At 54.9% G+C, this 24,919-nt stretch carries 25 protein-coding genes; 23 read left to right on the forward strand and 2 right to left on the reverse strand.

Features of this window, described 5'->3' with window-relative positions; translation table 11 throughout:
• Positions 1 to 18 precede the first annotated feature (18 nt).
• Positions 19 to 3,132, reverse strand: a complete 3,114-nt coding sequence (rne, locus tag LBF07_RS19865; RefSeq protein WP_094934962.1) for a ribonuclease E — start codon at positions 3,130 to 3,132, stop codon at positions 19 to 21.
• Positions 3,133 to 3,704: 572 nt separating this feature from the next.
• Between rne and rluC the strand changes: the two genes are divergently transcribed.
• On the forward strand, positions 3,705 to 4,652 hold the full coding sequence (rluC, locus tag LBF07_RS19870) for a 23S rRNA pseudouridine(955/2504/2580) synthase RluC (protein ID WP_024909023.1): 948 nt from the start codon (positions 3,705 to 3,707) through the stop codon (positions 4,650 to 4,652).
• 132 nt (positions 4,653 to 4,784) lie between these two features.
• Here the strand turns inward: rluC and LBF07_RS19875 are convergent, their stop codons facing one another.
• Positions 4,785 to 5,369 (reverse strand): nucleoside triphosphate pyrophosphatase, encoded by a 585-nt coding sequence (locus LBF07_RS19875; RefSeq protein ID WP_094934963.1) that lies wholly within the window; start codon positions 5,367 to 5,369, stop codon positions 4,785 to 4,787.
• Positions 5,370 to 5,509: 140 nt separating this feature from the next.
• On the opposite strand from LBF07_RS19875, the gene yceD reads away from it, so the two are divergent.
• From yceD to LBF07_RS19985, 22 genes are all read left to right on the forward strand, one after another.
• Positions 5,510 to 6,031, forward strand: a complete 522-nt coding sequence (yceD, locus tag LBF07_RS19880; protein ID WP_014883375.1) for a 23S rRNA accumulation protein YceD — start codon at positions 5,510 to 5,512, stop codon at positions 6,029 to 6,031.
• Between the two features lie 16 nt (positions 6,032 to 6,047).
• On the forward strand, positions 6,048 to 6,221 hold the full coding sequence (rpmF, locus tag LBF07_RS19885; protein WP_003857964.1) for a 50S ribosomal protein L32: 174 nt from the start codon (positions 6,048 to 6,050) through the stop codon (positions 6,219 to 6,221).
• Between the two features lie 80 nt (positions 6,222 to 6,301).
• Positions 6,302 to 7,336: a phosphate acyltransferase PlsX gene (plsX, locus tag LBF07_RS19890; RefSeq protein WP_060568787.1), complete on the forward strand. Its 1,035-nt coding sequence runs from the start codon at positions 6,302 to 6,304 to the stop codon at positions 7,334 to 7,336.
• 6 nt (positions 7,337 to 7,342) lie between these two features.
• Positions 7,343 to 8,296 carry a beta-ketoacyl-ACP synthase III gene (locus LBF07_RS19895; RefSeq protein WP_023311150.1) on the forward strand — a complete coding sequence of 318 codons (954 nt, stop codon included), beginning with the start codon at positions 7,343 to 7,345 and terminating at the stop codon, positions 8,294 to 8,296.
• Positions 8,297 to 8,311: 15 nt separating this feature from the next.
• Complete coding sequence (gene fabD / locus LBF07_RS19900) at positions 8,312 to 9,241, forward strand: ACP S-malonyltransferase (protein WP_094934964.1); 930 nt, start codon at positions 8,312 to 8,314, stop codon at positions 9,239 to 9,241.
• A gap of 12 nt (positions 9,242 to 9,253) precedes the next feature.
• The gene (fabG, locus tag LBF07_RS19905) at positions 9,254 to 9,988 is read left to right on the forward strand and encodes a 3-oxoacyl-ACP reductase FabG (RefSeq protein WP_008500795.1); all 735 of its coding nucleotides are present in this window, start codon (positions 9,254 to 9,256) and stop codon (positions 9,986 to 9,988) included.
• 277 nt (positions 9,989 to 10,265) lie between these two features.
• Positions 10,266 to 10,502, forward strand: a complete 237-nt coding sequence (gene acpP, locus LBF07_RS19910; protein ID WP_003857954.1) for an acyl carrier protein — start codon at positions 10,266 to 10,268, stop codon at positions 10,500 to 10,502.
• A gap of 91 nt (positions 10,503 to 10,593) precedes the next feature.
• Positions 10,594 to 11,835 carry a beta-ketoacyl-ACP synthase II gene (fabF, locus tag LBF07_RS19915; RefSeq protein WP_094934965.1) on the forward strand — a complete coding sequence of 414 codons (1,242 nt, stop codon included), beginning with the start codon at positions 10,594 to 10,596 and terminating at the stop codon, positions 11,833 to 11,835.
• 120 nt (positions 11,836 to 11,955) lie between these two features.
• Entirely contained in the window at positions 11,956 to 12,765 is an 810-nt protein-coding gene (gene pabC, locus LBF07_RS19920; protein ID WP_094934966.1) for an aminodeoxychorismate lyase, read from the forward strand.
• A 2-nt stretch (positions 12,766 to 12,767) separates the two neighbouring features.
• On the forward strand, positions 12,768 to 13,790 hold the full coding sequence (gene yceG, locus LBF07_RS19925; protein ID WP_064672281.1) for a cell division protein YceG: 1,023 nt from the start codon (positions 12,768 to 12,770) through the stop codon (positions 13,788 to 13,790).
• A complete protein-coding gene (gene tmk / locus LBF07_RS19930) occupies positions 13,780 to 14,421 on the forward strand; it encodes a dTMP kinase (protein WP_087822338.1) in 642 nt (213 codons plus the stop codon). The genes yceG and tmk overlap by 11 nt, the downstream gene beginning before the upstream one ends.
• Positions 14,418 to 15,422 carry a DNA polymerase III subunit delta' gene (holB, locus tag LBF07_RS19935; protein ID WP_094934967.1) on the forward strand — a complete coding sequence of 335 codons (1,005 nt, stop codon included), beginning with the start codon at positions 14,418 to 14,420 and terminating at the stop codon, positions 15,420 to 15,422. The genes tmk and holB overlap by 4 nt, the downstream gene beginning before the upstream one ends.
• 10 nt (positions 15,423 to 15,432) lie before the next feature.
• Positions 15,433 to 16,227 carry a metal-dependent hydrolase gene (locus LBF07_RS19940; protein ID WP_029739870.1) on the forward strand — a complete coding sequence of 265 codons (795 nt, stop codon included), beginning with the start codon at positions 15,433 to 15,435 and terminating at the stop codon, positions 16,225 to 16,227.
• Positions 16,228 to 16,524: 297 nt separating this feature from the next.
• Entirely contained in the window at positions 16,525 to 17,958 is a 1,434-nt protein-coding gene (gene ptsG, locus LBF07_RS19945; RefSeq protein ID WP_023311158.1) for a PTS glucose transporter subunit IIBC, read from the forward strand.
• A 149-nt stretch (positions 17,959 to 18,107) separates the two neighbouring features.
• A protein-coding gene (locus LBF07_RS19950) for an IS3-like element ISSen4 family transposase (RefSeq protein ID WP_087451024.1) occupies positions 18,108 to 19,228 on the forward strand; the annotation gives its coding sequence in 2 pieces (ribosomal slippage) (positions 18,108 to 18,366 and positions 18,366 to 19,228; 1,122 coding nt in all).
• A gap of 202 nt (positions 19,229 to 19,430) precedes the next feature.
• The gene (hinT, locus tag LBF07_RS19955) at positions 19,431 to 19,790 is read left to right on the forward strand and encodes a purine nucleoside phosphoramidase (protein WP_033145218.1); all 360 of its coding nucleotides are present in this window, start codon (positions 19,431 to 19,433) and stop codon (positions 19,788 to 19,790) included.
• Between the two features lies 1 nt (position 19,791).
• Entirely contained in the window at positions 19,792 to 20,166 is a 375-nt protein-coding gene (locus tag LBF07_RS19960) for a YcfL family protein (protein WP_023311159.1), read from the forward strand.
• Between the two features lie 10 nt (positions 20,167 to 20,176).
• Positions 20,177 to 20,824 (forward strand): penicillin-binding protein activator LpoB, encoded by a 648-nt coding sequence (gene lpoB / locus LBF07_RS19965; protein ID WP_023311160.1) that lies wholly within the window; start codon positions 20,177 to 20,179, stop codon positions 20,822 to 20,824.
• Complete coding sequence (gene thiK, locus LBF07_RS19970) at positions 20,805 to 21,629, forward strand: thiamine kinase (protein ID WP_094935717.1); 825 nt, start codon at positions 20,805 to 20,807, stop codon at positions 21,627 to 21,629. Before lpoB ends, thiK begins: the two co-directional genes overlap by 20 nt.
• A gap of 11 nt (positions 21,630 to 21,640) precedes the next feature.
• Complete coding sequence (gene nagZ, locus LBF07_RS19975; protein WP_069303902.1) at positions 21,641 to 22,666, forward strand: beta-N-acetylhexosaminidase; 1,026 nt, start codon at positions 21,641 to 21,643, stop codon at positions 22,664 to 22,666.
• A gap of 34 nt (positions 22,667 to 22,700) precedes the next feature.
• Positions 22,701 to 23,243, forward strand: coding sequence for an alpha/beta hydrolase YcfP (gene ycfP / locus LBF07_RS19980; RefSeq protein WP_008500781.1), 543 nt, complete (start codon positions 22,701 to 22,703; stop codon positions 23,241 to 23,243).
• Between the two features lie 238 nt (positions 23,244 to 23,481).
• The gene (locus tag LBF07_RS19985) at positions 23,482 to 24,786 is read left to right on the forward strand and encodes an NAD(P)/FAD-dependent oxidoreductase (RefSeq protein WP_023335290.1); all 1,305 of its coding nucleotides are present in this window, start codon (positions 23,482 to 23,484) and stop codon (positions 24,784 to 24,786) included.
• Positions 24,787 to 24,919 lie beyond the last annotated feature (133 nt).

The following is a 24,919-nucleotide window of genomic DNA, read 5'->3' on the forward strand; positions in this document are numbered from 1 at the left end:
TTTTTACTTTCAGCGTCGTTATTCGACAGACTGCGGACGCGTCGCCGGTGCAGTCGCCTGATGCGTTGCACTGTGGCCGCCTGCAGCGCCTTTACCGTCGAAGCTGAATGCCGGGCGTACCCAGTCGCTGTGACGCGGGGCTTCCGGCACGTAATCCGGTGCCGGGGCGCGCGTCATTGGTGCTGTCGCCACGTGGGCTGCTGCTGGCGCAGAGACAACCGGCTCAGGTTTCACCTCTGGCGCTTTCGCTTCTTCGACAACCGGTTCAACCTGAATCTCAACGTCCTGAACGACTTCTTCAGTGGTGGTTTCAACCAGGGTTTCAGCGGTGTCTTCCACTGCGGCTACAGGTTCAGCCTCTTCAGCGACTTCCTCAGCCACCACGGCATCTTCTTCGGCGATAAGCTGCGGTGCGGCATCAACCGGCGCGGCAATTACTTCTGGATGGGTGGTTTCAACTTCCACTGCGTGAGGTGCTTCAGCTTCAACAACCTCAGGTTCAACCACGGTTGCCGCTTCAGTCACGACAGCTTCTACCGCGGCTGCAATCACCTCTTCGGTTACAGGCTGTTCTTCAACAACCTGCTCCGGGCGAGCAACCGGGTAGCGGATCCAGACTTTGCCGGAGGCCATTTCTGGTGAAGCACAGGCAATGGTCAGCGGCATTGGCGACTGAGTCGGGTAACGCTCGTCACGATAGCGACGACGGCGCTGGCCGCTGACGCGCAGATGACGTGGAGAACGACGTGAACGGCGCGGCATACCGGCGTTATCACGGTTTTCACCATTATCATCCTGCTCAACGTTGTTTTCAACGACCGCTGGCAGGTCAACTTTTGCCACTTGTGTACCGGTTGCGATCTCGCTGGTTTCAACCGCGATAGCGCCTGACTCTTCGGTTGCTTCAGAGGCGAAGCGAACTTTCTGAGAAAGCTGGCGCTGCTTACGACGCGGCATAACCTGAGTACGTTCTTCCTGCTCGCCGTCCTGCTGTTCAACAGGCTCTTCGCGGTTCAGGTTTTTGACTTCCTGCTGTGCCTGACGCTTCTCGTCGTTACGGCGACGGCTGCGTTCACGGCGCGGCTGCTGGTCGTCACGCTGTTTGCTCTTCTCAGACTCATCGCCCGCCTGCTGGCGAATTTCACGATCTTCAACATTCGGCTGTTGTTTCTCGCGACGGTTGCGACGGTTGTCTTCGCGTTGCTCACGGCCTTCGCCATTCTCAGAACGGTTGTCACGGTTGTCACGACGCTCGCTGCGGTCATTGCGATCGCTGCGGTCGTTACGATCGCGGCGGTTGTTCTGACGCTTACGGCGATCCTGCTGACGCTCTGGCTTGGCTGCTTTTGGCTCTTCTTTCGGCTGCTCTGGCTGAACTTCTTCTTCAGCAAACATCTTCTTCAGCGCGCCAAAGAAGCGGCTCAGCAGACCCGGTTGCGCCGGCTGAGCTTTCGCTACCGCGGCTTCTGGTTTCTGCGCTGCAGGTTTGGCAGCAGGTTTTTCCAGAGCTGCTTCCGGTGGTGCTTCAGGCATGATGAAGGTCGCTAACGCAGGCTGCTCTGGCAGTTTGCGCTCGGCTGGCTCTTCATCGGAAGGCAGAGACATCTCTTCTTCATGCAGCTTCGGCAGCAGGTAGCTGAGGGTGGTCGTCTCTTCGCCCTTACGCACGCGCAGCACGTGATAGTGTGGGGTCTGCATCTGGTCGTTTGGCACGATGATGCAGCGAACGCCACCCTGACGCGCTTCAATCGCACTTACCGCTGCACGTTTTTCGTTAAGCAGGTAAGAGGCAACGGGCACCGGCACAATGGCGTGAACCTCTTTGGTGTTCTCTTTCAGCGCTTCTTCTTCAATCAGACGCAGAATGGAGAGGGACAGCGATTCGTTATCACGCACGGTACCGGTGCCGGAGCAGCGCGGACAAACGTGATGGCTGGACTCGCCGAGAGACGGGCTCAGACGCTGACGGGACATCTCCAGCAGGCCAAAGCGTGAGATATGGCTAATCTGGATACGCGCCCTGTCCTGACGCACCGCTTCGCGCAGACGGTTTTCAACCGCACGCTGGTGGCGTACCGGGGTCATGTCGATGAAGTCGATAACAATCAGACCACCCAGGTCGCGCAGGCGGAGCTGGCGGGCGATTTCATCAGCGGCTTCGAGGTTAGTGTTGTAGGCAGTCTCTTCGATATCGCCACCGCGCGTTGCACGCGCGGAGTTGATGTCGATAGCGGTCAGCGCTTCAGTGGTATCGATAACGATAGAACCGCCGGATGGCAGACGCACTTCACGCTGGAAGGCGGACTCAATCTGGGATTCGATCTGATAGTGGCTGAACAGCGGGATTTCACCGGTGTACAGTTTAATTTTGCTGGTGAAATCCGGACGACCCAGCGCGGCGATGTGCTGGCGCGCCAGCTCAAGCACTTTCGGGTTATCGATCAGAATCTCACCGATGTCCTGACGCAGATAATCACGGAAGGCACGCACAATAACGTTGCTTTCCTGGTGGATCAGGAACGGAGCAGGGCGGCTTTCGGCTGCTTTCTGAATGGCTTCCCAGTGCTTCAGACGGAAGCTCAGGTCCCACTGCAGCGCTTCGGCTGATTTGCCAACGCCTGCGGTACGCACGATAAGCCCCATGCCATCAGGCAGTTCGAGGCTTGCCAGCGCTTCTTTCAGCTCGGTACGGTCATCACCTTCGATACGGCGAGAGATGCCACCCGCGCGCGGGTTGTTAGGCATCAGAACCAGATAGCTCCCTGCCAGGCTGATAAAGGTGGTCAGTGCGGCACCTTTGTTGCCACGCTCTTCTTTATCAATCTGAACGATAACTTCCTGGCCTTCACGCAGAACATCTTTGATGTTTGGGCGGCCATGGGCATTGTAGTTTGCGGGGAAATATTCGCGGGCGATTTCTTTCAGAGGGAGGAAACCATGACGCTCAGCACCGTAATCGACAAATGCAGCTTCAAGGCTTGGTTCAATGCGGGTGATTTTGCCTTTGTAAATGTTCGCTTTTTTCTGTTCGTGTCCAGGACTTTCGATATCCAGATCGTACAGACGCTGCCCATCCACAAGGGCGACACGCAACTCTTCTTGCTGAGTTGCGTTGATTAACATTCTTTTCATCGTAACTTACTCGTTATTCTTACATTGACGACAAAGCTGCGGGCAAGGTGACGCTTTCCGGGGTATGAACCGATGGCCTCGTGTCTGTTCACGTCGCCAACCTCACGGTTGTCGCTCGCTTAAGAGGCGCAGAGTGTCGGTTGCCTGTATTTCATACGGAAACACAGCGCAATTATCAGGGGAATTGCCTGGGTAGAACTCTCCAGAGAACAATCCTTATACCGGGAAGTACTGCAACCCGCAGCCCGCTAACTGCCTGAAAGATCAATACGTCTTACGCCATTGCTGCGTGGATGATCGGTCAGACAAAATTGGTCATTCCGTCAACATCCTTACTTAACCAGGATTTAACACGGAAAACAGCCTCATTATTCCACTGCTCGCCGGGTTATAGCAAGATGACTTTTACCAATTATCACCCGGTTACTCACAGTTTCTTCACTTCAGAATGGCGATTGGTTTAATAACCACCAAATCGGTTGCGCGAAACGGGGAGCTGGCCGGATAAAAGTAAATATAAGCATAGAAAAATGAGTGGCGCTAATGGCTGACGATATTTAGAATCGCCAACCATGAAAACAGAGACTCCAGCCGTAAAAATGGTTGCCATCGCCGAAGATGACGCGGGGCAACGTATCGATAACTTTTTGCGCACCCAGTTGAAAGGTGTACCAAAGAGCATGATTTACCGCATCCTGCGCAAGGGCGAGGTGCGGGTGAACAAAAAACGCGTGAAGCCCGAGTACAAACTCGAGGCGGGCGATGAAGTACGTATTCCGCCGGTGCGCGTTGCGGAACGTGAAGAAGAGACCGTTTCACCGAAGCTACAGAAAGTGGCGGCCCTGAGCGATGTGATCCTGTACGAAGATGACCACATTCTGGTGCTCAATAAACCGTCAGGAACGGCTGTTCATGGCGGTAGCGGTCTGAGCTTCGGCGTGATTGAAGGGCTGCGTGCCCTGCGCCCGGAAGCGCGCTTCCTTGAACTGGTGCACCGTCTTGACCGTGACACCTCTGGCGTACTGCTGGTGGCGAAAAAGCGTTCTGCGCTGCGTTCTCTGCATGAACAGCTGCGTGAGAAAGGGATGCAGAAAGACTACCTGGCGCTGGTGCGCGGTCAGTGGCAGTCCCATGTAAAAGTGGTGCAGGCGCCGCTGCTGAAGAACATTCTGCAAAGCGGCGAACGTATTGTCCGCGTGAGCCAGGAAGGGAAACCGTCTGAGACGCGCTTTAAAGTTGAAGAGCGCTATGAGTTTGCCACGCTGGTGCGCTGCAGTCCGGTGACCGGTCGTACTCACCAGATCCGCGTGCATACGCAGTTCGCAGGGCACCCTATCGCCTTTGATGACCGCTATGGCGACCGCGAGTTTGATAAGCAGCTGGCGGGGACGGGACTGTCGCGTTTGTTCCTGCATGCGGCAGCGCTGAAGTTTACCCATCCTAATACGGGAGAAGTCATCCGTATTGAAGCACCGCTGGATGAGCAGTTGAAACGCTGTCTTAAGGTTCTGCGCGGCTAAGGTAAACGTAAAACGGCAACGAATGTTGTCGTTTTTAATGTTTGCTCCCTCTCCCTGTGGGAGAGGGCCGGGGTGAGGGCATCAGGCCGCAGTTTAGTAGGCCCATGCAAGCGAAGCGCCGCTGGGCAAAAGTCACATGGTCAGCGGATTACACTCTTCTCGCCTAAACATCTGACATAGGGCGATCAGCGGTAACCCCACCAGCGTGTTGGGATCGCGACCGTCCAGCTTGTCGAACAGCGCAATCCCCAGTCCTTCGCTTTTAAAGCTCCCCGCACAGTTCAGCGGACGTTCCCGGCGCACATAATCCACAATCTCTTGCTCGCTGAGATGGCGGAAGTGTACGTCGAACGGCTCGCATTCGGTTTGCAGATGACCGGTGGCAGAGTTATAAAGCGCCAGGCCGGTATAAAAGGTCACGATAGTGCCTCGCGCGCGCAGAAGCTGCTGGCAGGCGTTCTCCTCCGTATGGGGCTTGCCGGTGATTTCGCCGTCCAGCACGCAAACCTGGTCTGAGCCTATAATCAAATGTGCGGGATAACGTGCGGCCAGCGACTGCGCTTTCTCTTTAGCAAGACGCATCACCAGATGACGCGGTGATTCGCCCGGCTGTGGCGTCTCATCAACCTCTGGCGCGGCGCATTCAAACGGGATCCCGAGCTTTTCCAGCAGCATTCGGCGGTAGGGAGACGTGGAAGCAAGGACGAGATTTGGCATATTTTTATCACCAGATATAGCGTATCGATGCCAGCCATTTTAAACTACAGGCCGCAATGTGTGCGAATAATTGGCAAAAGGCAGCTCTGGTTGCCTTTTTCTTTGACTCTATGACGTTACAAAGTTAATATGCGCGCCCTATGCAAAAGGTAAAATTACCCCTGACTCTTGATCCGGTTCGTACGGCTCAAAAACGCCTCGATTACGAAGGTATCTATACTTCCGATCAGGCTGAGCGTATTGCCGAATCCGTAGTCAGTGTGGACAGTGATGTAGAATGCTCCATGTCGTTCGCTATCGACAACCAGCGTCTCGCCGTTTTAACCGGTGATGCAAAGGTGACGGTAACGCTCGAGTGTCAGCGTTGCGGGAAACCGTTTGTACAGCATGTTCACACAACGTATTGTTTCAGTCCGGTTCGTTCTGACGAACAGGCTGAAGCACTCCCGGAAGCGTATGAGCCGATTGAGGTTAACGAATTCGGTGAAATCGATCTTCTGGCTCTGGTTGAAGATGAAATCATCCTCACCTTGCCAGTAGTTCCGGTGCATGATTCTGAACACTGTGAAGTGTCCGAGGCGGACATGGTCTTTGGGGAACTGCCTGATGAAGCGCAAAAACCAAACCCATTTGCCGTATTAGCCAGCTTAAAGCGTAAGTAATTGAGGAGTAAGGTCCATGGCCGTACAACAGAATAAACCAACCCGTTCCAAACGTGGCATGCGTCGTTCCCATGACGCGCTGACCGCAGTTACCAGCCTGTCTGTAGACAAGACTTCTGGTGAGAAACACCTGCGTCACCACATCACCGCTGACGGTTTCTACCGCGGCCGCAAGGTTATCACTAAGTAATCACGCGCAAGCGTGATTAGGCTTAGTGAGGATTTCCCCGTGCAAACGGGGAATTTACCGAACCAGGCTGCGACGATACCTTGACACGTCTAACCCTGGCGTTAGATGTCATGGGGGGAGATTTTGGCCCTTCCGTGACAGTGCCTGCAGCATTGCAGGCACTGAATTCTAATTCGCAACTCACACTTCTTTTAGTCGGCAATCCCGACGCAATCACGCCATTACTCGCAAAAGCTGACTTTGAACAACGTTCGCGTCTGCAGATTATTCCTGCGCAGTCAGTTATTGCCAGTGATGCCCGACCCTCGCAGGCGATTCGCAATAGTCGTGGCAGCTCTATGCGGATAGCGCTGGAGCTGGTGAAAGAAGGGCGAGCTCAGGCTTGCGTCAGCGCGGGAAATACCGGCGCGCTGATGGGGCTGTCGAAATTGCTGCTCAAACCTATTGAAGGTATTGAGCGCCCTGCGCTGGTAACGGTGTTACCGCATCAGCAGAAGGGCAAGACGGTGGTGCTCGATTTGGGCGCTAACGTCGACTGTGATAGTACTATGCTGGCTCAGTTTGCCGTGATGGGATCGGTGCTGGCAGAAGAAGTTGTCGGGATCAACACTCCCCGTGTTGCGTTACTGAACATTGGTGAAGAAGAGACCAAAGGCCTGGACAGCATTCGCGAAGCAGCTGAATTGCTCAAACAGGTTCCCTCCATCAACTATATTGGTTATCTCGAAGCCAATGAGTTGTTGACGGGTAAAACGGATGTTCTGGTGTGCGATGGCTTCACCGGAAACGTCACGTTGAAGACCATGGAAGGGGTCGTACGCATGTTTCTTTCTCTGCTGAAATCTCAGGGAGAAGGCAAAAAAAGCGCCTGGTGGCTGATTTTATTGAAGCGTTGGTTACAAAAGAGCCTGACGCGGCGATTCAGTCACCTCAACCCCGACCAGTATAATGGCGCCTGTCTGTTAGGATTGCGCGGCATCGTGATTAAGAGTCATGGCGCCGCCAATCAGCGAGCATTTGCTGTCGCGATTGAACAGGCAGTGCAGGCGGTGCAGCGACAAGTCCCTCAGCGGATTGCCGCTCGCCTGGAATCTGTATTAGCTAAAAGTGACTGAGCGTACATGTATACGAAGATTTTAGGTACCGGCAGCTACCTGCCAAAACAAGTGCGTACCAACGCCGATCTGGAAAAAATGGTAGATACGTCTGACGAGTGGATTGTCACGCGCACAGGTATCCGTGAACGTCGTATTGCCGCGCCAGACGAAACCGTGTCGACCATGGGTTACGAAGCCGCACAGCGTGCTATCGAAATGGCGGGCATTGATAAAGAACAGATTGGTTTGATCGTGGTCGCCACGACGTCTGCCACGCATGCTTTCCCAAGCGCGGCATGCCAGGTGCAGAACATGCTCGGCATTAAAGGCTGTCCGGCGTTTGACGTCGCTGCCGCGTGCGCAGGCTTCACCTATGCGCTGAGCGTTGCCGATCAGTACGTGAAATCCGGTGCCGTTAAATATGCGCTGGTGATCGGTGCTGACGTGCTGGCGCGTACCTGCGATCCAACCGATCGTGGAACGATCATTATTTTTGGTGATGGTGCGGGTGCAGTGCTGCTGGGGCAGTCCGAAGAGCCAGGTATCATCTCTACGCATCTGCATGCTGATGGCAGCTATGGCGAACTGTTGACCCTGCCTAACGCCGATCGCGTTAATCCGGACAACTCGATTTACCTGACTATGGCAGGGAACGAGGTGTTCAAGGTGGCGGTAACCGAGCTTGCACACATCGTTGATGAAACGCTGGAAGCGAATAACCTTGAGCGTACCGCACTCGACTGGCTGGTGCCGCATCAGGCGAACCTGCGTATCATCAGCGCGACCGCGAAAAAGCTGGGCATGTCGATGGATAACGTTGTGGTGACGCTGGATCGTCACGGCAACACCTCTGCGGCGTCGGTACCGTGCGCATTTGATGAAGCGGTACGCGATGGACGAATCAAACGGGGCCAGCTGGTCTTGCTTGAAGCCTTCGGTGGCGGGTTCACCTGGGGTTCCGCGCTGGTTCGTTTCTAGTATAAGGAATAAAAAATGACGCAATTTGCTTTTGTGTTCCCGGGCCAGGGCTCTCAAACCGTTGGGATGTTGTCTGAAATGGCAGCACGCTATCCGGTAATTGAAGAGACTTTCCGTGAAGCTTCTGATGCACTGGGTTATGATTTATGGGCGCTGACCCAGCAGGGGCCGGCCGAAGAACTGAACAAAACCTGGCAGACCCAGCCAGCGCTGCTGACCGCGTCCGTTGCGCTGTGGCGTGTCTGGCAGCAGCAGGGCGGTAAAGCGCCAGCGCTGCTCGCGGGTCACAGCCTGGGTGAATACTCTGCGCTGGTGTGTGCCAGCGTGATCGCGTTTGCTGACGCGGTACGTCTGGTTGAACTGCGCGGTAAATTCATGCAGGAAGCGGTGCCGGAAGGCACGGGCGGCATGTCTGCCATCATCGGTCTGGATGATGCTGCAATTGCAAAAGCGTGTGAAGAATCTGCTGAAGGCCAGGTTGTCTCTCCGGTAAACTTCAACTCTCCGGGCCAGGTGGTTATTGCCGGTCATAAAGAAGCGGTTGAACGTGCGGGTGCGGCCTGTAAAGCAGCGGGTGCTAAGCGTGCGCTGCCGCTGCCGGTCAGCGTGCCGTCTCACTGTGCGCTGATGAAGCCTGCTGCCGAAAAACTGGCGGTTGAGCTGGAAAAAATTACGTTTAACGCACCGACGATTTCCGTTGTGAACAACGTCGATGTGAAATGCGAAACCACGCCGGAAGCGATCCGTGACGCGCTGGTTCGCCAGCTCTACAGCCCGGTACAGTGGACTAAAACCGTTGAGTTTATGGCCGCTCAGGGCGTTGAGCACCTGTATGAAGTCGGCCCAGGTAAAGTCCTCACCGGTCTGACAAAACGTATTGTTGACACCCTGACAGCCTCGGCAATTAACGAGCCGGAAGCGATGTCAGCGGCACTCTCGCAATAAAAGAGGAATACCATGAGTTTTGAAGGAAAAATCGCCCTGGTCACTGGCGCAAGCCGCGGTATCGGGCGTGCAATTGCTGAAACACTGGTTGCGCGCGGCGCGAAGGTGATTGGTACAGCAACCAGCGAGAATGGCGCTCAGGCCATCAGCGAGTATCTGGGTGCAAATGGTAAAGGTCTGGTACTGAATGTGACCGAACCTGCATCTATCGAATCTGTTCTGGAAAATATTCGCGCAGAGTTTGGTGAAGTGGATATTCTGGTAAACAATGCCGGGATCACTCGCGATAACCTGTTAATGCGAATGAAAGACGACGAGTGGAACGATATCATCGAAACCAACCTGTCATCTGTATTCCGTCTGTCAAAAGCGGTAATGCGCGCTATGATGAAAAAGCGTCATGGACGTATTATCACTGTCGGTTCTGTGGTTGGTACCATGGGAAATGCTGGTCAGGCTAACTACGCTGCGGCGAAAGCAGGTCTGATTGGTTTCAGTAAGTCGCTGGCGCGTGAAGTCGCGTCCCGCGGTATTACTGTAAACGTTGTTGCTCCGGGCTTTATTGAAACGGACATGACGCGTGCGCTGACTGATGAGCAGCGTGCGGGTACGCTGGCGGCAGTTCCGGCGGGTCGTCTTGGCGACCCTAAAGAAATCGCCAGTGCGGTTGCATTTTTAGCCTCTGACGAAGCGGGTTACATCACTGGTGAGACCCTCCACGTCAACGGCGGGATGTATATGGTTTAACCACGAGATACACTAAATCATTCTGGTTGGATCAAGGCGGCAAGACCGAGAAGCCTGGGAGCATAGATTACTATGTGACCGGGATTAGAGGGCGCAGCCAACGCAGAGGCAGCCTGGATGATGACGTGTAGAAAAATATTTGCGTTATTAGGGCAAATGGCCTCAAAATAACGTAAAATCGTGGTACGAACTGCCGGGATTTAGTTGCAAATTTTTCAACATTTTATACACTACGAAAACCATCGCGAAAGCGAGTTTTGATAGGAAATTTAAGAGTATGAGCACTATCGAAGAACGCGTTAAGAAAATTATCGGCGAACAGCTGGGCGTTAAGCAGGAAGAAGTTGTGAACTCCGCTTCCTTCGTTGAAGACCTGGGCGCAGATTCTCTTGACACCGTTGAGCTGGTAATGGCTCTGGAAGAAGAGTTTGATACTGAGATTCCGGACGAAGAAGCTGAGAAGATCACCACCGTTCAGGCTGCCATTGATTACATCAACGGTCACCAGGCGTAAGTGAACATCTCCAGGCGGTCATTCGACCGCCTGAGTTTTATCTTTTTTAGTCCCACGAATCTCTTTTTTTATCCCTCCCTGGAGGACAAACGTGTCTAAGCGTCGTGTAGTTGTGACCGGACTTGGCATGTTGTCTCCTGTCGGCAATACCGTAGAGTCCACCTGGAAAGCTCTCCTTGCCGGTCAGAGCGGCATCAGCCTAATCGACCATTTCGATACTAGCGCCTATGCAACGAAATTTGCTGGCTTAGTAAAGGATTTTAACTGTGAAGAGATCATCTCGCGCAAAGAACAGCGCAAGATGGATGCCTTCATTCAATATGGAATTGTCGCTGGCGTTCAGGCCATGCAGGATTCTGGCCTTGTGATTACGGAAGAGAACGCAACCCGTATTGGCGCCGCTATCGGCTCCGGGATTGGCGGTCTTGGCCTGATCGAGGAAAACCATACATCTCTGATGAATGGCGGCCCGCGTAAGATCAGCCCGTTCTTCGTTCCGTCCACGATTGTTAACATGGTGGCGGGTCACCTGACCATCATGTTCGGCCTGCGTGGGCCAAGCATTTCTATCGCGACTGCCTGTACGTCTGGCGTACATAACATCGGCCAGGCCGCGCGCATTATTGCGTACGGCGATGCAGATGCTATGGTTGCGGGCGGTGCTGAAAAAGCCAGTACCCCACTGGGTGTCGGCGGTTTTGGTGCGGCGCGTGCGCTGTCTACCCGCAATGATAACCCGCAGGCGGCGAGCCGTCCGTGGGATAAAGACCGTGACGGCTTCGTGCTGGGCGACGGGGCGGGCATGATCGTACTGGAAGAGTACGAACACGCGAAAAAACGCGGCGCGAAAATTTATGCTGAAATCGTTGGTTTCGGCATGAGCAGCGATGCTTACCACATGACGTCTCCTCCTGAGAACGGCGCGGGTGCTGCGCTGGCGATGGAAAACGCGATTCGTGATGCGGGTATTACCCCAGCACAAATTGGCTACGTGAACGCGCACGGTACTTCTACACCTGCAGGCGATAAAGCTGAAGCTCAGGCGGTTAAGTCTATCTTCGGCGAATCTGCCAGCCGCGTAATGGTGAGCTCCACCAAGTCCATGACCGGTCACCTGTTGGGTGCGGCGGGTGCAGTAGAGTCAATCTTCTCCATCCTTGCGCTGCGCGATCAGGCTGTTCCGCCAACCATCAACCTGGATAACCCGGATGAAGGTTGCGATCTGGACTTCGTTCCTCACGAAGCGCGTCAGGTTAGCGGTATGGAGTACACCCTGTGTAACTCCTTCGGCTTCGGCGGCACCAACGGTTCTCTGATCTTCAAAAAGATCTGATCCTGACGTCCCGATAGCTTTTAAAAAGGTCCGCTTGCCGGGCCTTTTTTATTAAGCCTAATCTTCTTGTCGGCTGCATGACATCCTGCCAGACTAAATGCCCACGCATAAGGAGCCACCATGTTTTTAATCAATGGCCTTGAGCAGGACACGCTGCCTGCCAGCGACAGGGCGATACAGTTCGGTGATGGTTGCTTTACGACGGCGCGCATTCTGGACGGCGATGTCTGCCTGCTGGAGGCGCACATTCGACGCCTGCAGCATGGCTGTGAAAAGCTCATGATCCCCTTTACGCACTGGGACACGTTGCGACAGGAAATGTGCCAGTTGGCAAGCGGGAAGGACAGCGGCGTACTCAAAGTCATCATCAGCCGCGGCAGTGGAGGCCGGGGTTACAGCGCCGCATCGTGTATCAACCCTACGCGTATTCTCTCCGTTTCTGCTTATCCCGCGCATTACACTCGCTGGCGAGAAGACGGCATCACGCTGACGCTGAGCCCAGTACGACTGGGACGAAACCCGATGTTGGCCGGGCTTAAGCATCTCAACCGCCTCGAGCAGGTGCTCATTCGTACTCATCTTGAACAGACGGACGCCGATGAGGCGCTGGTTCTTGACAGCGAAGGGTTCATTACGGAATGCTGTGCGGCTAATTTACTCTGGCGGCAGGGGGAAGAGGTGTTCACTCCGTCGCTGGAACACGCTGGCGTAAATGGGTTAATGCGTCAGTTTTGTCTGCAACAGCTGGCACGCTCTGACTTTCGCGTTGTCGAAGTTAGCGCAGGAGAAGCGGCGCTACAGACCGCCGATGAAGTCATCATCTGCAATGCGCTGATGCCTGTTGTACCCGTCCGTGCGTATGGCCAACAACGCTGGTCTTCGCGCGAGCTGTTTCAGTTTTTAGCCCCGATATGTGAGCAAACCAGATAGTCATGAAAAAAATGTTGCGCGTTGTCCTTATCCTCATCGTTGCGCTGGGCGTCGCCGGCGGAGCAGGCGTATGGAAAGTTCGCCAGCTGGCTAACAGCAAGATCCTGGTTAAAGAGGAAACGATCTTTACCCTGAAAGCGGGAACCGGCCGTCAGGCGCTTGGGGAACAGCTCTATGGCGACAAGATTATTAATCGTCCACGCGTATTCCAGTGGCTATTGCGCGTGGAACCTGAGCTGTCACATTTCAAAGCCGGTACCTATCGTTTTACGCCGGGAATGACCGTCAGAGAGATGCTGCAGCTGCTGGAAAGCGGTAAAGAAGCCCAGTTCCCACTGCGGTTTGTGGAAGGGATGCGCCTGAGCGATTACCTCAAACAACTGCGTGACGCGCCGTATATCAAACATACCTTAAAAGACGATAGCTATCAGACGGTGGCAGAAGCGCTGAAGCTTGAACATCCGGAATGGGTGGAAGGCTGGTTCTGGCCAGACACCTGGATGTACACGGCAGGCACGACCGATGTGGCTATCCTGAAGCGGGCGCATAAAAAAATGGTTGCCGCCGTAGATGCCGCCTGGGAAGGGCGGATGGAAGGATTGCCTTACAGCGATCCGAACCAGTTCGTCACCATGGCCTCGATCATCGAGAAAGAGACGGCCGTCGCTGCTGAGCGCGATCGGGTGGCGTCAGTATTTATCAACCGTCTGCGCATCGGCATGCGTCTGCAAACCGACCCTACCGTAATCTACGGCATGGGTGAGAGCTATACCGGCAAGATCTCAAGAAAAGATCTGGAGACGCCAACGGCGTATAATACCTACGTGATTAGCGGTTTACCGCCGGGCCCGATCGCCACGCCGAGCGAGGCGTCGCTCAAAGCCGCCGCGCATCCGGCTAAAACACCGTATCTCTATTTTGTGGCTGATGGAAAAGGGGGGCATACCTTTAACACCAACCTTGCCAGCCACAATCGCTCTGTTCAGGACTATCTGAAGGCACTTAAGGAAAAAAATGCGCAGTAAATACATTGTCATTGAGGGACTCGAAGGGGCGGGTAAAACCACTGCCCGCAACGTGGTGGTGGATACGCTCAAAGCGCTTGGCGTGGGGGACATGGTATTTACCCGCGAGCCGGGCGGCACGCAGCTGGCTGAAAAGCTGCGCAGCCTGGTACTGGATATCAAATCCGTCGGCGACGAAGTTATCACTGACAAAGCCGAAGTGCTGATGTTCTACGCGGCGCGCGTTCAGCTGGTTGAGACGGTGATCAAACCCGCCCTGGCCGAGGGCAAGTGGGTGATCGGCGACCGTCACGATCTGTCGACTCAGGCGTATCAGGGCGGAGGACGCGGCATCGACCAGACAATGCTGGCAACGCTACGTAATGCCGTACTGGGTGATTTTCGCCCCGACCTGACGCTCTATCTGGATGTGACCCCGGAAGTGGGTCTCAAACGTGCCCGCGCGCGCGGCGAGCTGGACCGCATTGAACAAGAGTCGTTTGATTTCTTTAACCGCACCCGTGCGCGCTATCTTGAGCTGGCCGCACAGGACAGCTCAATTTGTACCATCGATGCGACGCAGTCTCTGGACGACGTAACGCGCGACATTCAGCACACCATTACGCAGTGGGTGCAGGAGCAGCAGGCATGAAATGGTATCCATGGTTGCGCCCACACTTTGAACAGCTGATCGGCAGCTATCAGGCGGGTCGGGGGCATCATGCGTTACTGATTCAGGCGTTGCCAGGAATGGGTGATGATGCGTTGATTTATGCCATCACCCGTTTTCTGATGTGTCAGCAGCCGGAAGGGCACAAGAGCTGTGGTAAATGCCGTGGCTGTCAGCTGATGCAGGCGGGCACGCATCCTGACTACTACACCCTTGAGCCTGAGAAGGGTAAAAGCGCGCTCGGTATCGATGCCGTGCGTGAAGTCAGTGAAAAATTGTATGAACACGCGCGACTGGGCGGCGCTAAAGTGGTCTGGCTTAAAGACGCCACGCTGCTTACCGAGGCGGCGGCTAACGCCCTGCTTAAAACCCTGGAAGAGCCGCCGGTTAAAACGTGGTTTTTCCTCTCATGCCGTGACCCGGGACGATTACTGGCAACGTTGCGCAGCCGTTGTCGTCTTCATCACCTTGCAGTACCTCAGGAATCGTGGGCGCTGAGCTGGCTTGAACGAGAGGTGACAACGTCACCTGAAAGCGCGCTGTCCGCCTTACGCCTGAGCAGCGGCGCGCCCGCGGCGGCGCTGGCACTACTGCAGCCTGACGTATGGTCAGAGCGAGAAACGCTCTGCCGGGCCGTAGATGCGTCGCTGAACAGTCACGACTGGCTAAGTTTACTGCCTGCGCTTAACAGCGATCGGGCCGTTGATCGTCTGCACTGGCTGGCCTCCCTACTGCTGGATGCGCTCAAAATCCAGCAAGGTGCAACGCTTCTGACTAACCCGGACGCGTTGCCGCTGGTGAATACGCTGGCGAACCGCCTCTCAGGGAAGATTCTTCACGCGATGCTCCATGACATCTGCCAGAGCCGTGAACAGCTTTTAACCGTGACGGGTCTTAATCGCGAGCTTTTACTGACCGACCAGTTACTGCGTATCGAACATTACCTGCAACCCGGCGTCACACCGCCAGTTTCCCATCTCTGAGAGAGACATTATGTTTTTAGTCGACTCACACTGCCATCTTGATGGCCTGGATTATCAATCCCTGCATAAAAACGTGGATGACGTGCTGGCAAAAGCCGCTGCCCGCGATGTGAAATTCTGTCTTGCGGTGGCGACGACGCTGCCGGGCTACCGCTCCATGCGTGAGCTGGTGGGCGTTCGCGATAACGTGGTGTTCTCCTGCGGCGTGCACCCGCTGAATCAGGACGAGGCCTACGATGTTGAGGATCTGCGCCGACTGGCAGCAGAAGAGGGCGTGGTAGCGATGGGCGAGACCGGGCTGGACTATTTTTACACGCCGGAAACCAAACCGCGCCAGCAGGAGTCCTTCCGCAACCATATTCGCATTGGTCGGGAACTGAATAAGCCGGTTATCGTCCACACCCGCGATGCGCGTGCGGATACTCTGGCTATCCTCCGGGAAGAAAACGTGACGGATTGCGGTGGCGTACTACACTGTTTCACAGAAGACAGAGAAACGGCGGGGAAGCTGCTTGATTTGGGGTTTTATATCTCGTTTTCGGGGATCGTGACGTTCCGTAACGCTGAGCAGCTGCGTGATGCTGCACGTTATGTTCCGCTCGATCGCATTCTGGTGGAGACGGATTCTCCGTACCTGGCACCGGTACCGCATCGCGGTAAAGAGAACCAGCCCGCTATGACGAGAGATGTGGCTGAGTACATGGCCGTACTGAAGGGCGTCAGCATCGATGAGCTGGCCCGCGTGACGACGGAAAACTTTTCCACGCTGTTCCATATCGACCCCGCCCGCCTGCAATCTGTCTGATACACCTGTTTTTTTTAGGCTCGTAATTAATAAGTAAAGCGAGTAAAGTTCACCGCCTCATTTGGGGCGGTGAGTGTGTATTTAGACACATCTGGACATGCTTTTTGTAAATAACTGAAAGTTTTTCGACCGCCTTAAGCTGAAACGTGATAGCCGTCAAACAAACTCAGAGGGAATTATTTTACTCTGTGTAATAAATAAAGGGCGCTTAGATGTCCTGTCCACGGCACGGTACTCCCCCCGGGCCAATGCGTGAAAGCGTAAAAAAAGCACAAATACTCAGGAGCACTCTCAATTATGTTTAAGAATGCATTTGCTAACCTGCAAAAGGTCGGTAAATCGCTGATGCTGCCAGTATCCGTACTGCCTATCGCAGGTATCCTGCTGGGTGTCGGTTCTGCTAACTTCAGCTGGCTGCCAGCCGTAGTGTCCCACGTGATGGCCGAAGCAGGCGGTTCTGTCTTTGCTAACATGCCACTGATCTTCGCGATCGGTGTGGCTCTGGGCTTCACCAATAACGACGGCGTTTCTGCGCTGGCTGCAGTGGTTGCCTACGGCATCATGGTGAAAACCATGGCTGTGGTTGCGCCGCTGGTTCTGCATTTACCGGCAGAAGAGATCGCCGCGAAACACCTGGCGGACACCGGTGTTCTGGGCGGTATCATCTCCGGTGCGATTGCAGCGTATATGTTTAACCGCTTCTATCGCATCAAGCTGCCTGAGTATCTGGGCTTCTTCGCGGGCAAGCGTTTCGTTCCGATCATCTCTGGTCTGGCAGCGATTTTCACTGGCGTGATCCTGTCCTTCATCTGGCCACCAATCGGCTCTGCTATCCAGACCTTCTCTCAGTGGGCTGCTTACCAGAACCCGGTTGTGGCGTTTGGTATCTACGGCTTCATCGAGCGTTGCCTGGTACCATTCGGTCTGCACCACATCTGGAACGTTCCATTCCAGATGCAGATTGGTGAATTCACCAACGCAGCAGGTCAGGTATTCCACGGCGATATCCCACGTTACATGGCGGGCGACCCAACTGCAGGTAAACTGTCTGGTGGCTTCCTGTTCAAAATGTACGGTCTGCCAGCAGCTGCGATTGCTATCTGGCACTCTGCTAAGCCAGAGAACCGTGCAAAAGTGGGCGGTATCATGATCTCCGCAGCGCTGACCTCGTTCCTGACCGGTATCACCGAGCCGATCGAGTTCTCCTTCATGTTCGTTGCGCCGATCCTGTACGTTATCCACGCGATTCTGGCGGGCCTGGCGTTCCCAATCTGTATCCTGCTGGGTATGCGTGACGGTACGTCCTTCTCTCACGGTCTGATCGACTTCATCGTTCTGTCCGGTAACAGCAGCAAACTGTGGCTGTTCCCAATCGTGGGTGCGTGCTATGCCGTTGTTTACTACACCATCTTCCGCGTGCTGATTAAAGCACTGGACCTGAAAACTCCGGGTCGTGAAGATGCGACAGAAGACAGCAAAGCTGGCGCTACCAGCGAAATGGCTCCGGCACTGGTCGCAGCGTTCGGCGGTAAAGAGAACATCACTAACCTGGACGCGTGCATCACTCGTCTGCGTGTGAGCGTTGCCGACGTGGCGAAAGTAGACCAGCCGGGTCTGAAAAAACTGGGCGCAGCGGGCGTAGTTGTTGCAGGTTCTGGTGTACAGGCAATCTTCGGTACCAAATCCGATAACCTGAAAACCGAAATGGATGAGTACATCCGCAGCAACTAAGTTGTGACCTGGGGAGACTAAGGCAGCCGAATGGCTGCCTTTTTTATTTGTGTCTTAAAAAACGCCACTGAGACGCGATGACCTGCTCCCCGTTGATTAGTACACCCCGATGTTAGTAATGTCTTCATAAGCCACATGAGGACATCCCCATGAAGAAGCGTTTTTCCGACGAACAGATCATCAGTATTCTCCGCGAAGCCGAAGCTGGGGTACCCGCCCGTGAACTCTGCCGCAAGCATGCCATTTCCGATGCCACGTTTTACACCTGGCGTAAGAAGTATGGCGGTATGGAGGTGCCTGAAGTTAAGCGCCTGAAGTCGCTTGAGGAAGAGAACGCCAGACTCAAGAAGCTGCTTGCCGAAGCCATGCTGGATAAAGAGGCGCTTCAGGTGGCTCTTGGGCGAAAGTACTGACGACAGACCAGAAGCGGGAAGCCGTGATGTTGATGTGTGATGCGACCGGTCTGTCGCAACGTCGTGCCTGCAGGCTTACAGGTTTATCCCTGTCGACCTGCCGCTATGAGGCTCACCGTCCGGCTGCTGATGCGCATTTATCAGGGCGCATCACTGAGCTGGCACTGGAGCGCAGGCGTTTTGGCTACCGTCGTATTTGGCAGTTGCTGCGCCGTGAAGGGCTTCATGTTAATCATAAGCGCGTGTACCGGCTTTATCACCTCAGTGGCCTGGGCGTAAAACGCAGAAGACGTCGTAAAGGGCTGGCAACAGAACGTCTGCCGCTGCTCCGTCCGGCGGCGCCCAATCTGACCTGGTCGATGGATTTCGTCATGGACGCACTTTCCACCGGTCGCAGGATCAAGTGTCTTACCTGCGTCGATGATTTCACAAAGGAATGCCTGACGGTCACTGTTGCCTTTGGGATTTCAGGCGTTCAGGTCACGCGTATTCTGGACAGCATTGCACTGTTTCGAGGCTATCCGGCGACGATAAGAACTGACCAGGGGCCGGAGTTCACTTGCCGTGCACTGGATCAATGGGCCTTTGAGCATGGTGTTGAGTTGCGCTTAATCCAGCCGGGCAAGCCAACGCAGAACGGATTTATTGAGAGCTTTAACGGACGATTTCGCGATGAATGTTTGAATGAGCACTGGTTCAGCGATATCGTTCATGCCAGGAAAATTATTAATGACTGGCGGCAGGATTATAACGAATGCCGCCCGCACTCCACGCTGAATTATCAGACACCGTCTGAATTTGCAGCGGGCTGGAGAAAGGGTCATTCTGAGAATGAAGATTCCGACGTTACTAACTGAGTGTTGTATCTAATCGTGGGGGCAGGTCAGCGAGAGCGGTCACTCTTCAGTCAGCTGATGAACATTCAGGAAAGAAATCGAGGGAGGAGGTTGAAAGGACAGGAGAAACTCGCTCATACTCTTGGATTGTGTCACACACCGATCCCGGGAGTGTGTTTACAGCGGACGCATTGCGCCAGATTAAACAAAAAAGGAAAAGGTCATGGCTGAAGAAACGATTTTCAGTAAAATTATCCGCCGCGAAATCCCGTCGGATATCGTCTATCAGGATGAACTGGTGACGGCTTTCCGGGACATTTCCCCTCAGGCCCCGACGCACATCCTTATCATTCCCAATATTCTGATTCCGACTGTAAACGACGTAAAAACCGAGCATGAAGTGGCGTTAGGTCGTATGCTGACGGTGGCTGCCAGAATCGCTGAACAGGAAGGGATTGCAGAAGACGGTTACCGTCTGATCATGAACTGCAACCGTCATGGTGGCCAGGAAGTTTACCATATTCACATGCATCTGCTGGGTGGACGTCCTCTGGGGCCGATGCTGGCACATAAAGGTCTTTGACATGCTGAAAGGGCGTATTGCAGCGCTGGTAATGGCGATGATGATTGTGGGGTGCAGCTCGCGTCCGGCGATCCCCGTGAATGATGAACAGACGCTGGTCATGGAGTCCTCCGTGCTTGCCGCGGGCATCACGGCGCAACAGCCCGCGTTGACCATCAGTGAAATCAACTCATCTGCCTCCTCTACGCTCTTTAATGAAAGACATGAACCGGTGACGGTCCACTACCGTTTTTTCTGGTATGACGTAAGAGGTCTTGAAATGCATCCGCTGGAGGCGCCGCGCAGCGTCACCATTCCGGCCAGGTCGTCGGTAACGCTCTATGGCAGCGCCAACTATCTGGGTGCGCATAAGGTGAGACTTTATCTTTATCTCTGAGGGGTGAACCTTGATTAAAAATTTGAGCCGCTATGCGCTCGTGACAGCTTTCGCTCTGTTTCTTGCAGGGTGTGTGACCCGAACTGAACAGCCTGCGCCTGTGGAAGAGGCTAAACCGGGTACTGAACAGCCGACGCCGCCAACGCAGCAGCAGCCAACCGTGCCGTCTGTACCGTCTATTCCGGCGCAGCCAGGCCCGATTGAACATCCGGACCAGACGTCACAGCCCACGCCGCGCGTGCGCCATTACGACTGGAACGGGGCGATGCAGCCGATGGTAGGCAAAATGCTGCAGGCGCAGGGCGTGACGGCGGGCAGCGTATTGCTGGTCGACAGCGTGAACAACCGTACCAACGGTTCGCTAAACGCGGGTGAAGCGACGGAAACCCTGCGCAATGCTCTGGCTAACAACGGCAAGTTTACGCTGGTCTCGGCTCAGCAGCTCGCCGTCGCCAAACAGCAGCTGGGCCTGTCGCCGCAGGATAGCCTCGGTACCCGCAGCAAGGCGATCGGCATTGCACGTAACGTTGGCGCGCAGTATGTGCTTTACTCTAACGCCACCGGTAACGTGAATACCCCAGCCCTGCAGATGCAGCTGATGCTGGTTCAAACAGGCGAAATTATCTGGTCAGGTAAAGGTGCGGTTACGCAACAATGACGGCACGCGTGAAGAGATTCTGACGCGCTATTTTCCTCAGTACCGCCTTATCGCGCCGCAGGCCCATTCCGGGCTTGGCGGCGCGAGTTGCATTATAGAACAGGGCGAACGACGTCTGGTCTTGCGGCAAAATCACGATCCCGACGCGCCTGCCTCCCATTTCCGTCGTCAGTTTCGTGCCCTGAGACGTCTTCCGGCGGATCTCGTACCTGCCCCTCGTTTTTTCAGACAGGGCTGGATGGCCGTCGACTATCTGGAAGGTGAAGTTAAAAGCGCGCTGCCGGACACGCCGGAGCTTGCGGCGGTGCTGTATCATCTGCACCGGCAGCCACGTCTGGGGTGGCGAACGACATTATTCCCGCTGCTGGAACATTACTGGCAGCAAGCCCTGCCTGACAGGCGTACTCCAGTGTGGCTGGCACATCTCAGGCGGCTGCGTAAAACGGGCGAGCCGCAGCCGATTCGGCTCACGCCGCTGCATATGGATGTTCATGCCGGGAATATTGTTCATACGCCAGCGGGGATCAGGCTTATCGACTGGGAGTATGCCGGAGATGGCGATGTGGCGCTGGAGCTGGCGGCCGTCTGGACGGAGAGTGAAGCCGCGCGGCAGATGCTCATCAGGGAATACGCCCGGGTAGCGCATATTGACCCCGACGCGCTGAGGCGTCAGGTCAGGCGCTGGCGACCCTGGGTCATCATGTTAATGGCTGGCTGGTTTGAAATGCGCTATCGGCAGTCCAGAGACAAACAATTTATTGCGCTGGCGGACGATGCCTGGCGTCAGTTACAAACGAAAGGATAAGAGAGGTGGATGTGGGTCCAGTCATGTTGGATGTAGAAGGGTTTGAGCTGGATGCGGAGGAGCGTGAAATTCTGGCGCATCCGCTGGTGGGTGGCCTGATCCTGTTTACCCGCAACTATCACGATCCGGCGCAGCTGCGTGAGCTGGTGCGTCAGATCCGCGCCGCGTCGCGTAACCATCTGGTGGTGGCCGTCGATCAGGAAGGCGGGCGCGTGCAGCGTTTTCGCGACGGTTTTACCCGTCTCCCGGCAGCCCAGTCATTCGCCGCGCTGCTCGGCACGGAAGAGGGTGGAAAACTGGCGCAGGAGGCCGGCTGGCTGATGGCCAGCGAAATGATTGCCATGGATATCGACATCAGCTTTGCCCCGGTGCTGGATGTAGGGCATATCAGCGCTGCCATTGGCGAGCGCTCATACCATGAAGACCCGCGTATTGCGCTGGCAATGGCAACCCGGTTCATCGACGGCATGCACGATGCAGGAATGAAAACCACCGGGAAACACTTCCCGGGTCACGGGGCGGTGACGGCGGATTCTCACAAAGAGACCCCGCGCGATCCGCGCCCGGAAGCGGAAATTCGCGCCAAAGATATGTCGGTTTTCCAGTCGCTTATCACCTATAACAAGCTGGATGCCATTATGCCCGCGCACGTGATTTATAGCGACGTCGACCCGCGTCCTGCCAGCGGTTCTCCGCACTGGCTGAAAACCGTTCTGCGTCAGGAACTGGGCTTCAACGGCGTGATTTTCTCTGACGATTTGTCGATGGAAGGGGCCGCGATCATGGGCAGCTACGCTGAACGCGGTCAGGCATCGCTGGATGCAGGTTGCGATATGATCCTGGTCTGCAATAATCGTAAAGGTGCCGTTAGCGTGCTGGATAACCTGTCGCCGATCAATGCAGAGCGTGTTACACAATTGTATCATAAAGGTTCATTTAGCCGTCAGGAGCTGATGGATTCGGCGCGCTGGAAGACGGTCAACGCCCGGCTTGAAGACCTGAATGAGCGCTGGCAGGCACATAAAGCCAGCCTGTAAACCCTCCCGGAAGGCGTAGCGTGGTGAGAAGACGATGATCATCTATTTACACGGTTTTGACTCAAACAGTCCTGGTAATCATGAGAAGGTGCTGCAGCTGCAGTTTATCGATCCGGATGTACGGTTGATCAGCTACAGCACGCGTCATCCGAAGCATGATATGCAGCATCTGCTCAAAGAGGTGGACAAGATGTTGCAGCTCAACGTCGACGATCGCCCGTTGATTTGCGGCGTAGGGCTGGGCGGCTACTGGGCGGAGCGGATTGGCTTCCTGTGCGACATTCGCCAGGTGGTGTTCAATCCTAACCTGTTCCCGAACGAGAACATGGAAGGCAAAATTGACCGTCCGGAAGAGTATGTCGATATTGCGACCAAGTGCGTGAGCAACTTCCGTGAGAAAAACCGCGACCGCTGCCTGGTGATCCTTTCCCGTAATGATGAAGCGCTCAACAGCCATCGGGCAGCAGAGCTCCTGCATCATTACTATGAGATCGTCTGGGACGAAGAACAGACCCACAAGTTCAAAAACATCTCCCCGCATCTGCAGCGTATCAAAGCGTTTAAAACGCTGGGTTAATCAATTTCCCGCATGCATCAAAGCCCGGCCGCGAAAGCGTGCCGGGCTTTCTTTTTGACCAGAATTGTCTACTTTTAAGCCATCAAAACTTGACGCATATCAATTTTGGTATGACCAATGCGCCTGACGTGGTATTCTCAATGCACCTGAATGGTTTCAGTGCTGTAACCTGTTGTTAATTAAGGGTTATTTTTATAACTTTTAATTAACAATTGGTTAATAATTTGAGGGGGTCACGTTGACTACGCCATTGAAAAAGATAGTGATTGTAGGCGGTGGTGCTGGCGGGCTGGAGCTGGCTACACAGCTAGGCAAGAAGCTGGGTCGCGGTAAAAAAGCCAAAATTACGCTGGTGGATCGTAACCATAGCCACCTGTGGAAACCGCTGCTGCACGAAGTGGCGACCGGTTCTCTGGATGAGGGCGTGGACGCGCTCAGCTATCTGGCGCACGCCCGTAACCATCATTTCCAGTTCCAGCTGGGCTCGGTGGTGGACATCAACCGTGAAAGCAAAACCATCACCCTGGCAGAGCTGCGCGATGAAAAAGGGGAGCTGCTGGTTCCCGAGCGTAAACTGGCGTACGACACGCTGGTCATGGCGCTGGGCAGTACCTCCAACGACTTCAACACGCCGGGCGTTAAAGAGCACTGTATCTTCCTCGATAACCCGCACCAGGCGCGTCGTTTCCATCAGGAAATGCTGAACCTGTTCCTGAAGTACACCAGCAATATGGGTGCGAACGGTAAGGTGAATATCGCTATTGTCGGCGGCGGCGCGACGGGCGTTGAGCTGTCAGCGGAGCTGCACAATGCGGTGAAGCAGCTGCACAGCTACGGTTACAAAGGGTTAACTAACGAAGCGCTGAACGTCACGCTGGTTGAAGCCGGTGAACGCATCCTGCCTGCGCTGCCTCCGCGTATTTCCGGTGCGGCGCACAATGAGCTCACCAAACTGGGCGTGCGGGTGCTGACGCAAACCATGGTGACTAGCGCCGACGAAGGCGGCCTGCACACCAAAGACGGCGAATATATCAAAGCGGATCTGATGGTCTGGGCGGCAGGTATCAAAGCGCCTGACTTTATGAAAGAGATCGGCGGTCTGGAAACCAACCGCATTAACCAGCTGGTAACCGAGCCAACGCTGCAAACCACGCGCGATCCTGAAATCTTTGCCATCGGTGACTGTGCCTCCTGCGCGCGTCCTGAAGGTGGATTCGTGCCGCCGCGCGCGCAGGCCGCTCACCAGATGGCAAGTCTGGTGCTGCACAACATTCTGGCGCAGTACAAAGGCAAGCCAATGAAAGCCTATGTCTACAAAGACCACGGTTCACTGGTGTCGCTGTCAAACTTCTCTACTGTCGGCAGCCTGATGGGCAACCTGATGCGCGGCTCAATGATGGTAGAAGGGCGCATTGCCCGCTTCGTGTATATCTCCCTGTACCGCATGCACCAGATTGCGCTGCACGGCTACTTCAAAACCGGGCTGATGATGCTGGTGGGCAGAATCAACCGCGTGATCCGTCCGCGTCTGAAGCTGCACTAATCTTTCACTCCCTCCGGGCCCTCCGGAGGGAGTTTTTAGCATTTCATGCTGTAGATCACAGTTTGACTGCTTAAGAGTTCTCCTAAATACAATATATCTCCTCTCAACGCCCCTTTTTTGATCCTTTATCTTA

The organism is Enterobacter cloacae complex sp. ECL352, assembly GCF_020149545.1.
Lineage (GTDB): Bacteria > Pseudomonadota > Gammaproteobacteria > Enterobacterales > Enterobacteriaceae > Enterobacter > Enterobacter asburiae_B.

Coding starts and splice junctions, on each gene's coding strand:
- LBF07_RS19895 (WP_023311150.1), top strand. CDS start 7,343: ATGTATACGAAGATTTTAGGTACCGGCAGCTACCTGCCAAAACAAGTG.
- rpmF (WP_003857964.1), top strand. CDS start 6,048: ATGGCCGTACAACAGAATAAACCAACCCGTTCCAAACGTGGCATGCGT.
- ptsG (WP_023311158.1), top strand. CDS start 16,525: ATGTTTAAGAATGCATTTGCTAACCTGCAAAAGGTCGGTAAATCGCTG.
- tmk (WP_087822338.1), top strand. CDS start 13,780: ATGCGCAGTAAATACATTGTCATTGAGGGACTCGAAGGGGCGGGTAAA.
- pabC (WP_094934966.1), top strand. CDS start 11,956: ATGTTTTTAATCAATGGCCTTGAGCAGGACACGCTGCCTGCCAGCGAC.
- rluC (WP_024909023.1), top strand. CDS start 3,705: ATGAAAACAGAGACTCCAGCCGTAAAAATGGTTGCCATCGCCGAAGAT.
- acpP (WP_003857954.1), top strand. CDS start 10,266: ATGAGCACTATCGAAGAACGCGTTAAGAAAATTATCGGCGAACAGCTG.
- rne (WP_094934962.1), bottom strand. CDS start 3,132: ATGAAAAGAATGTTAATCAACGCAACTCAGCAAGAAGAGTTGCGTGTC.
- LBF07_RS19875 (WP_094934963.1), bottom strand. CDS start 5,369: ATGCCAAATCTCGTCCTTGCTTCCACGTCTCCCTACCGCCGAATGCTG.
- fabD (WP_094934964.1), top strand. CDS start 8,312: ATGACGCAATTTGCTTTTGTGTTCCCGGGCCAGGGCTCTCAAACCGTT.
- yceG (WP_064672281.1), top strand. CDS start 12,768: ATGAAAAAAATGTTGCGCGTTGTCCTTATCCTCATCGTTGCGCTGGGC.
- LBF07_RS19940 (WP_029739870.1), top strand. CDS start 15,433: ATGTTTTTAGTCGACTCACACTGCCATCTTGATGGCCTGGATTATCAA.
- holB (WP_094934967.1), top strand. CDS start 14,418: ATGAAATGGTATCCATGGTTGCGCCCACACTTTGAACAGCTGATCGGC.
- yceD (WP_014883375.1), top strand. CDS start 5,510: ATGCAAAAGGTAAAATTACCCCTGACTCTTGATCCGGTTCGTACGGCT.
- hinT (WP_033145218.1), top strand. CDS start 19,431: ATGGCTGAAGAAACGATTTTCAGTAAAATTATCCGCCGCGAAATCCCG.
- ycfP (WP_008500781.1), top strand. CDS start 22,701: ATGATCATCTATTTACACGGTTTTGACTCAAACAGTCCTGGTAATCAT.
- LBF07_RS19960 (WP_023311159.1), top strand. CDS start 19,792: ATGCTGAAAGGGCGTATTGCAGCGCTGGTAATGGCGATGATGATTGTG.
- fabG (WP_008500795.1), top strand. CDS start 9,254: ATGAGTTTTGAAGGAAAAATCGCCCTGGTCACTGGCGCAAGCCGCGGT.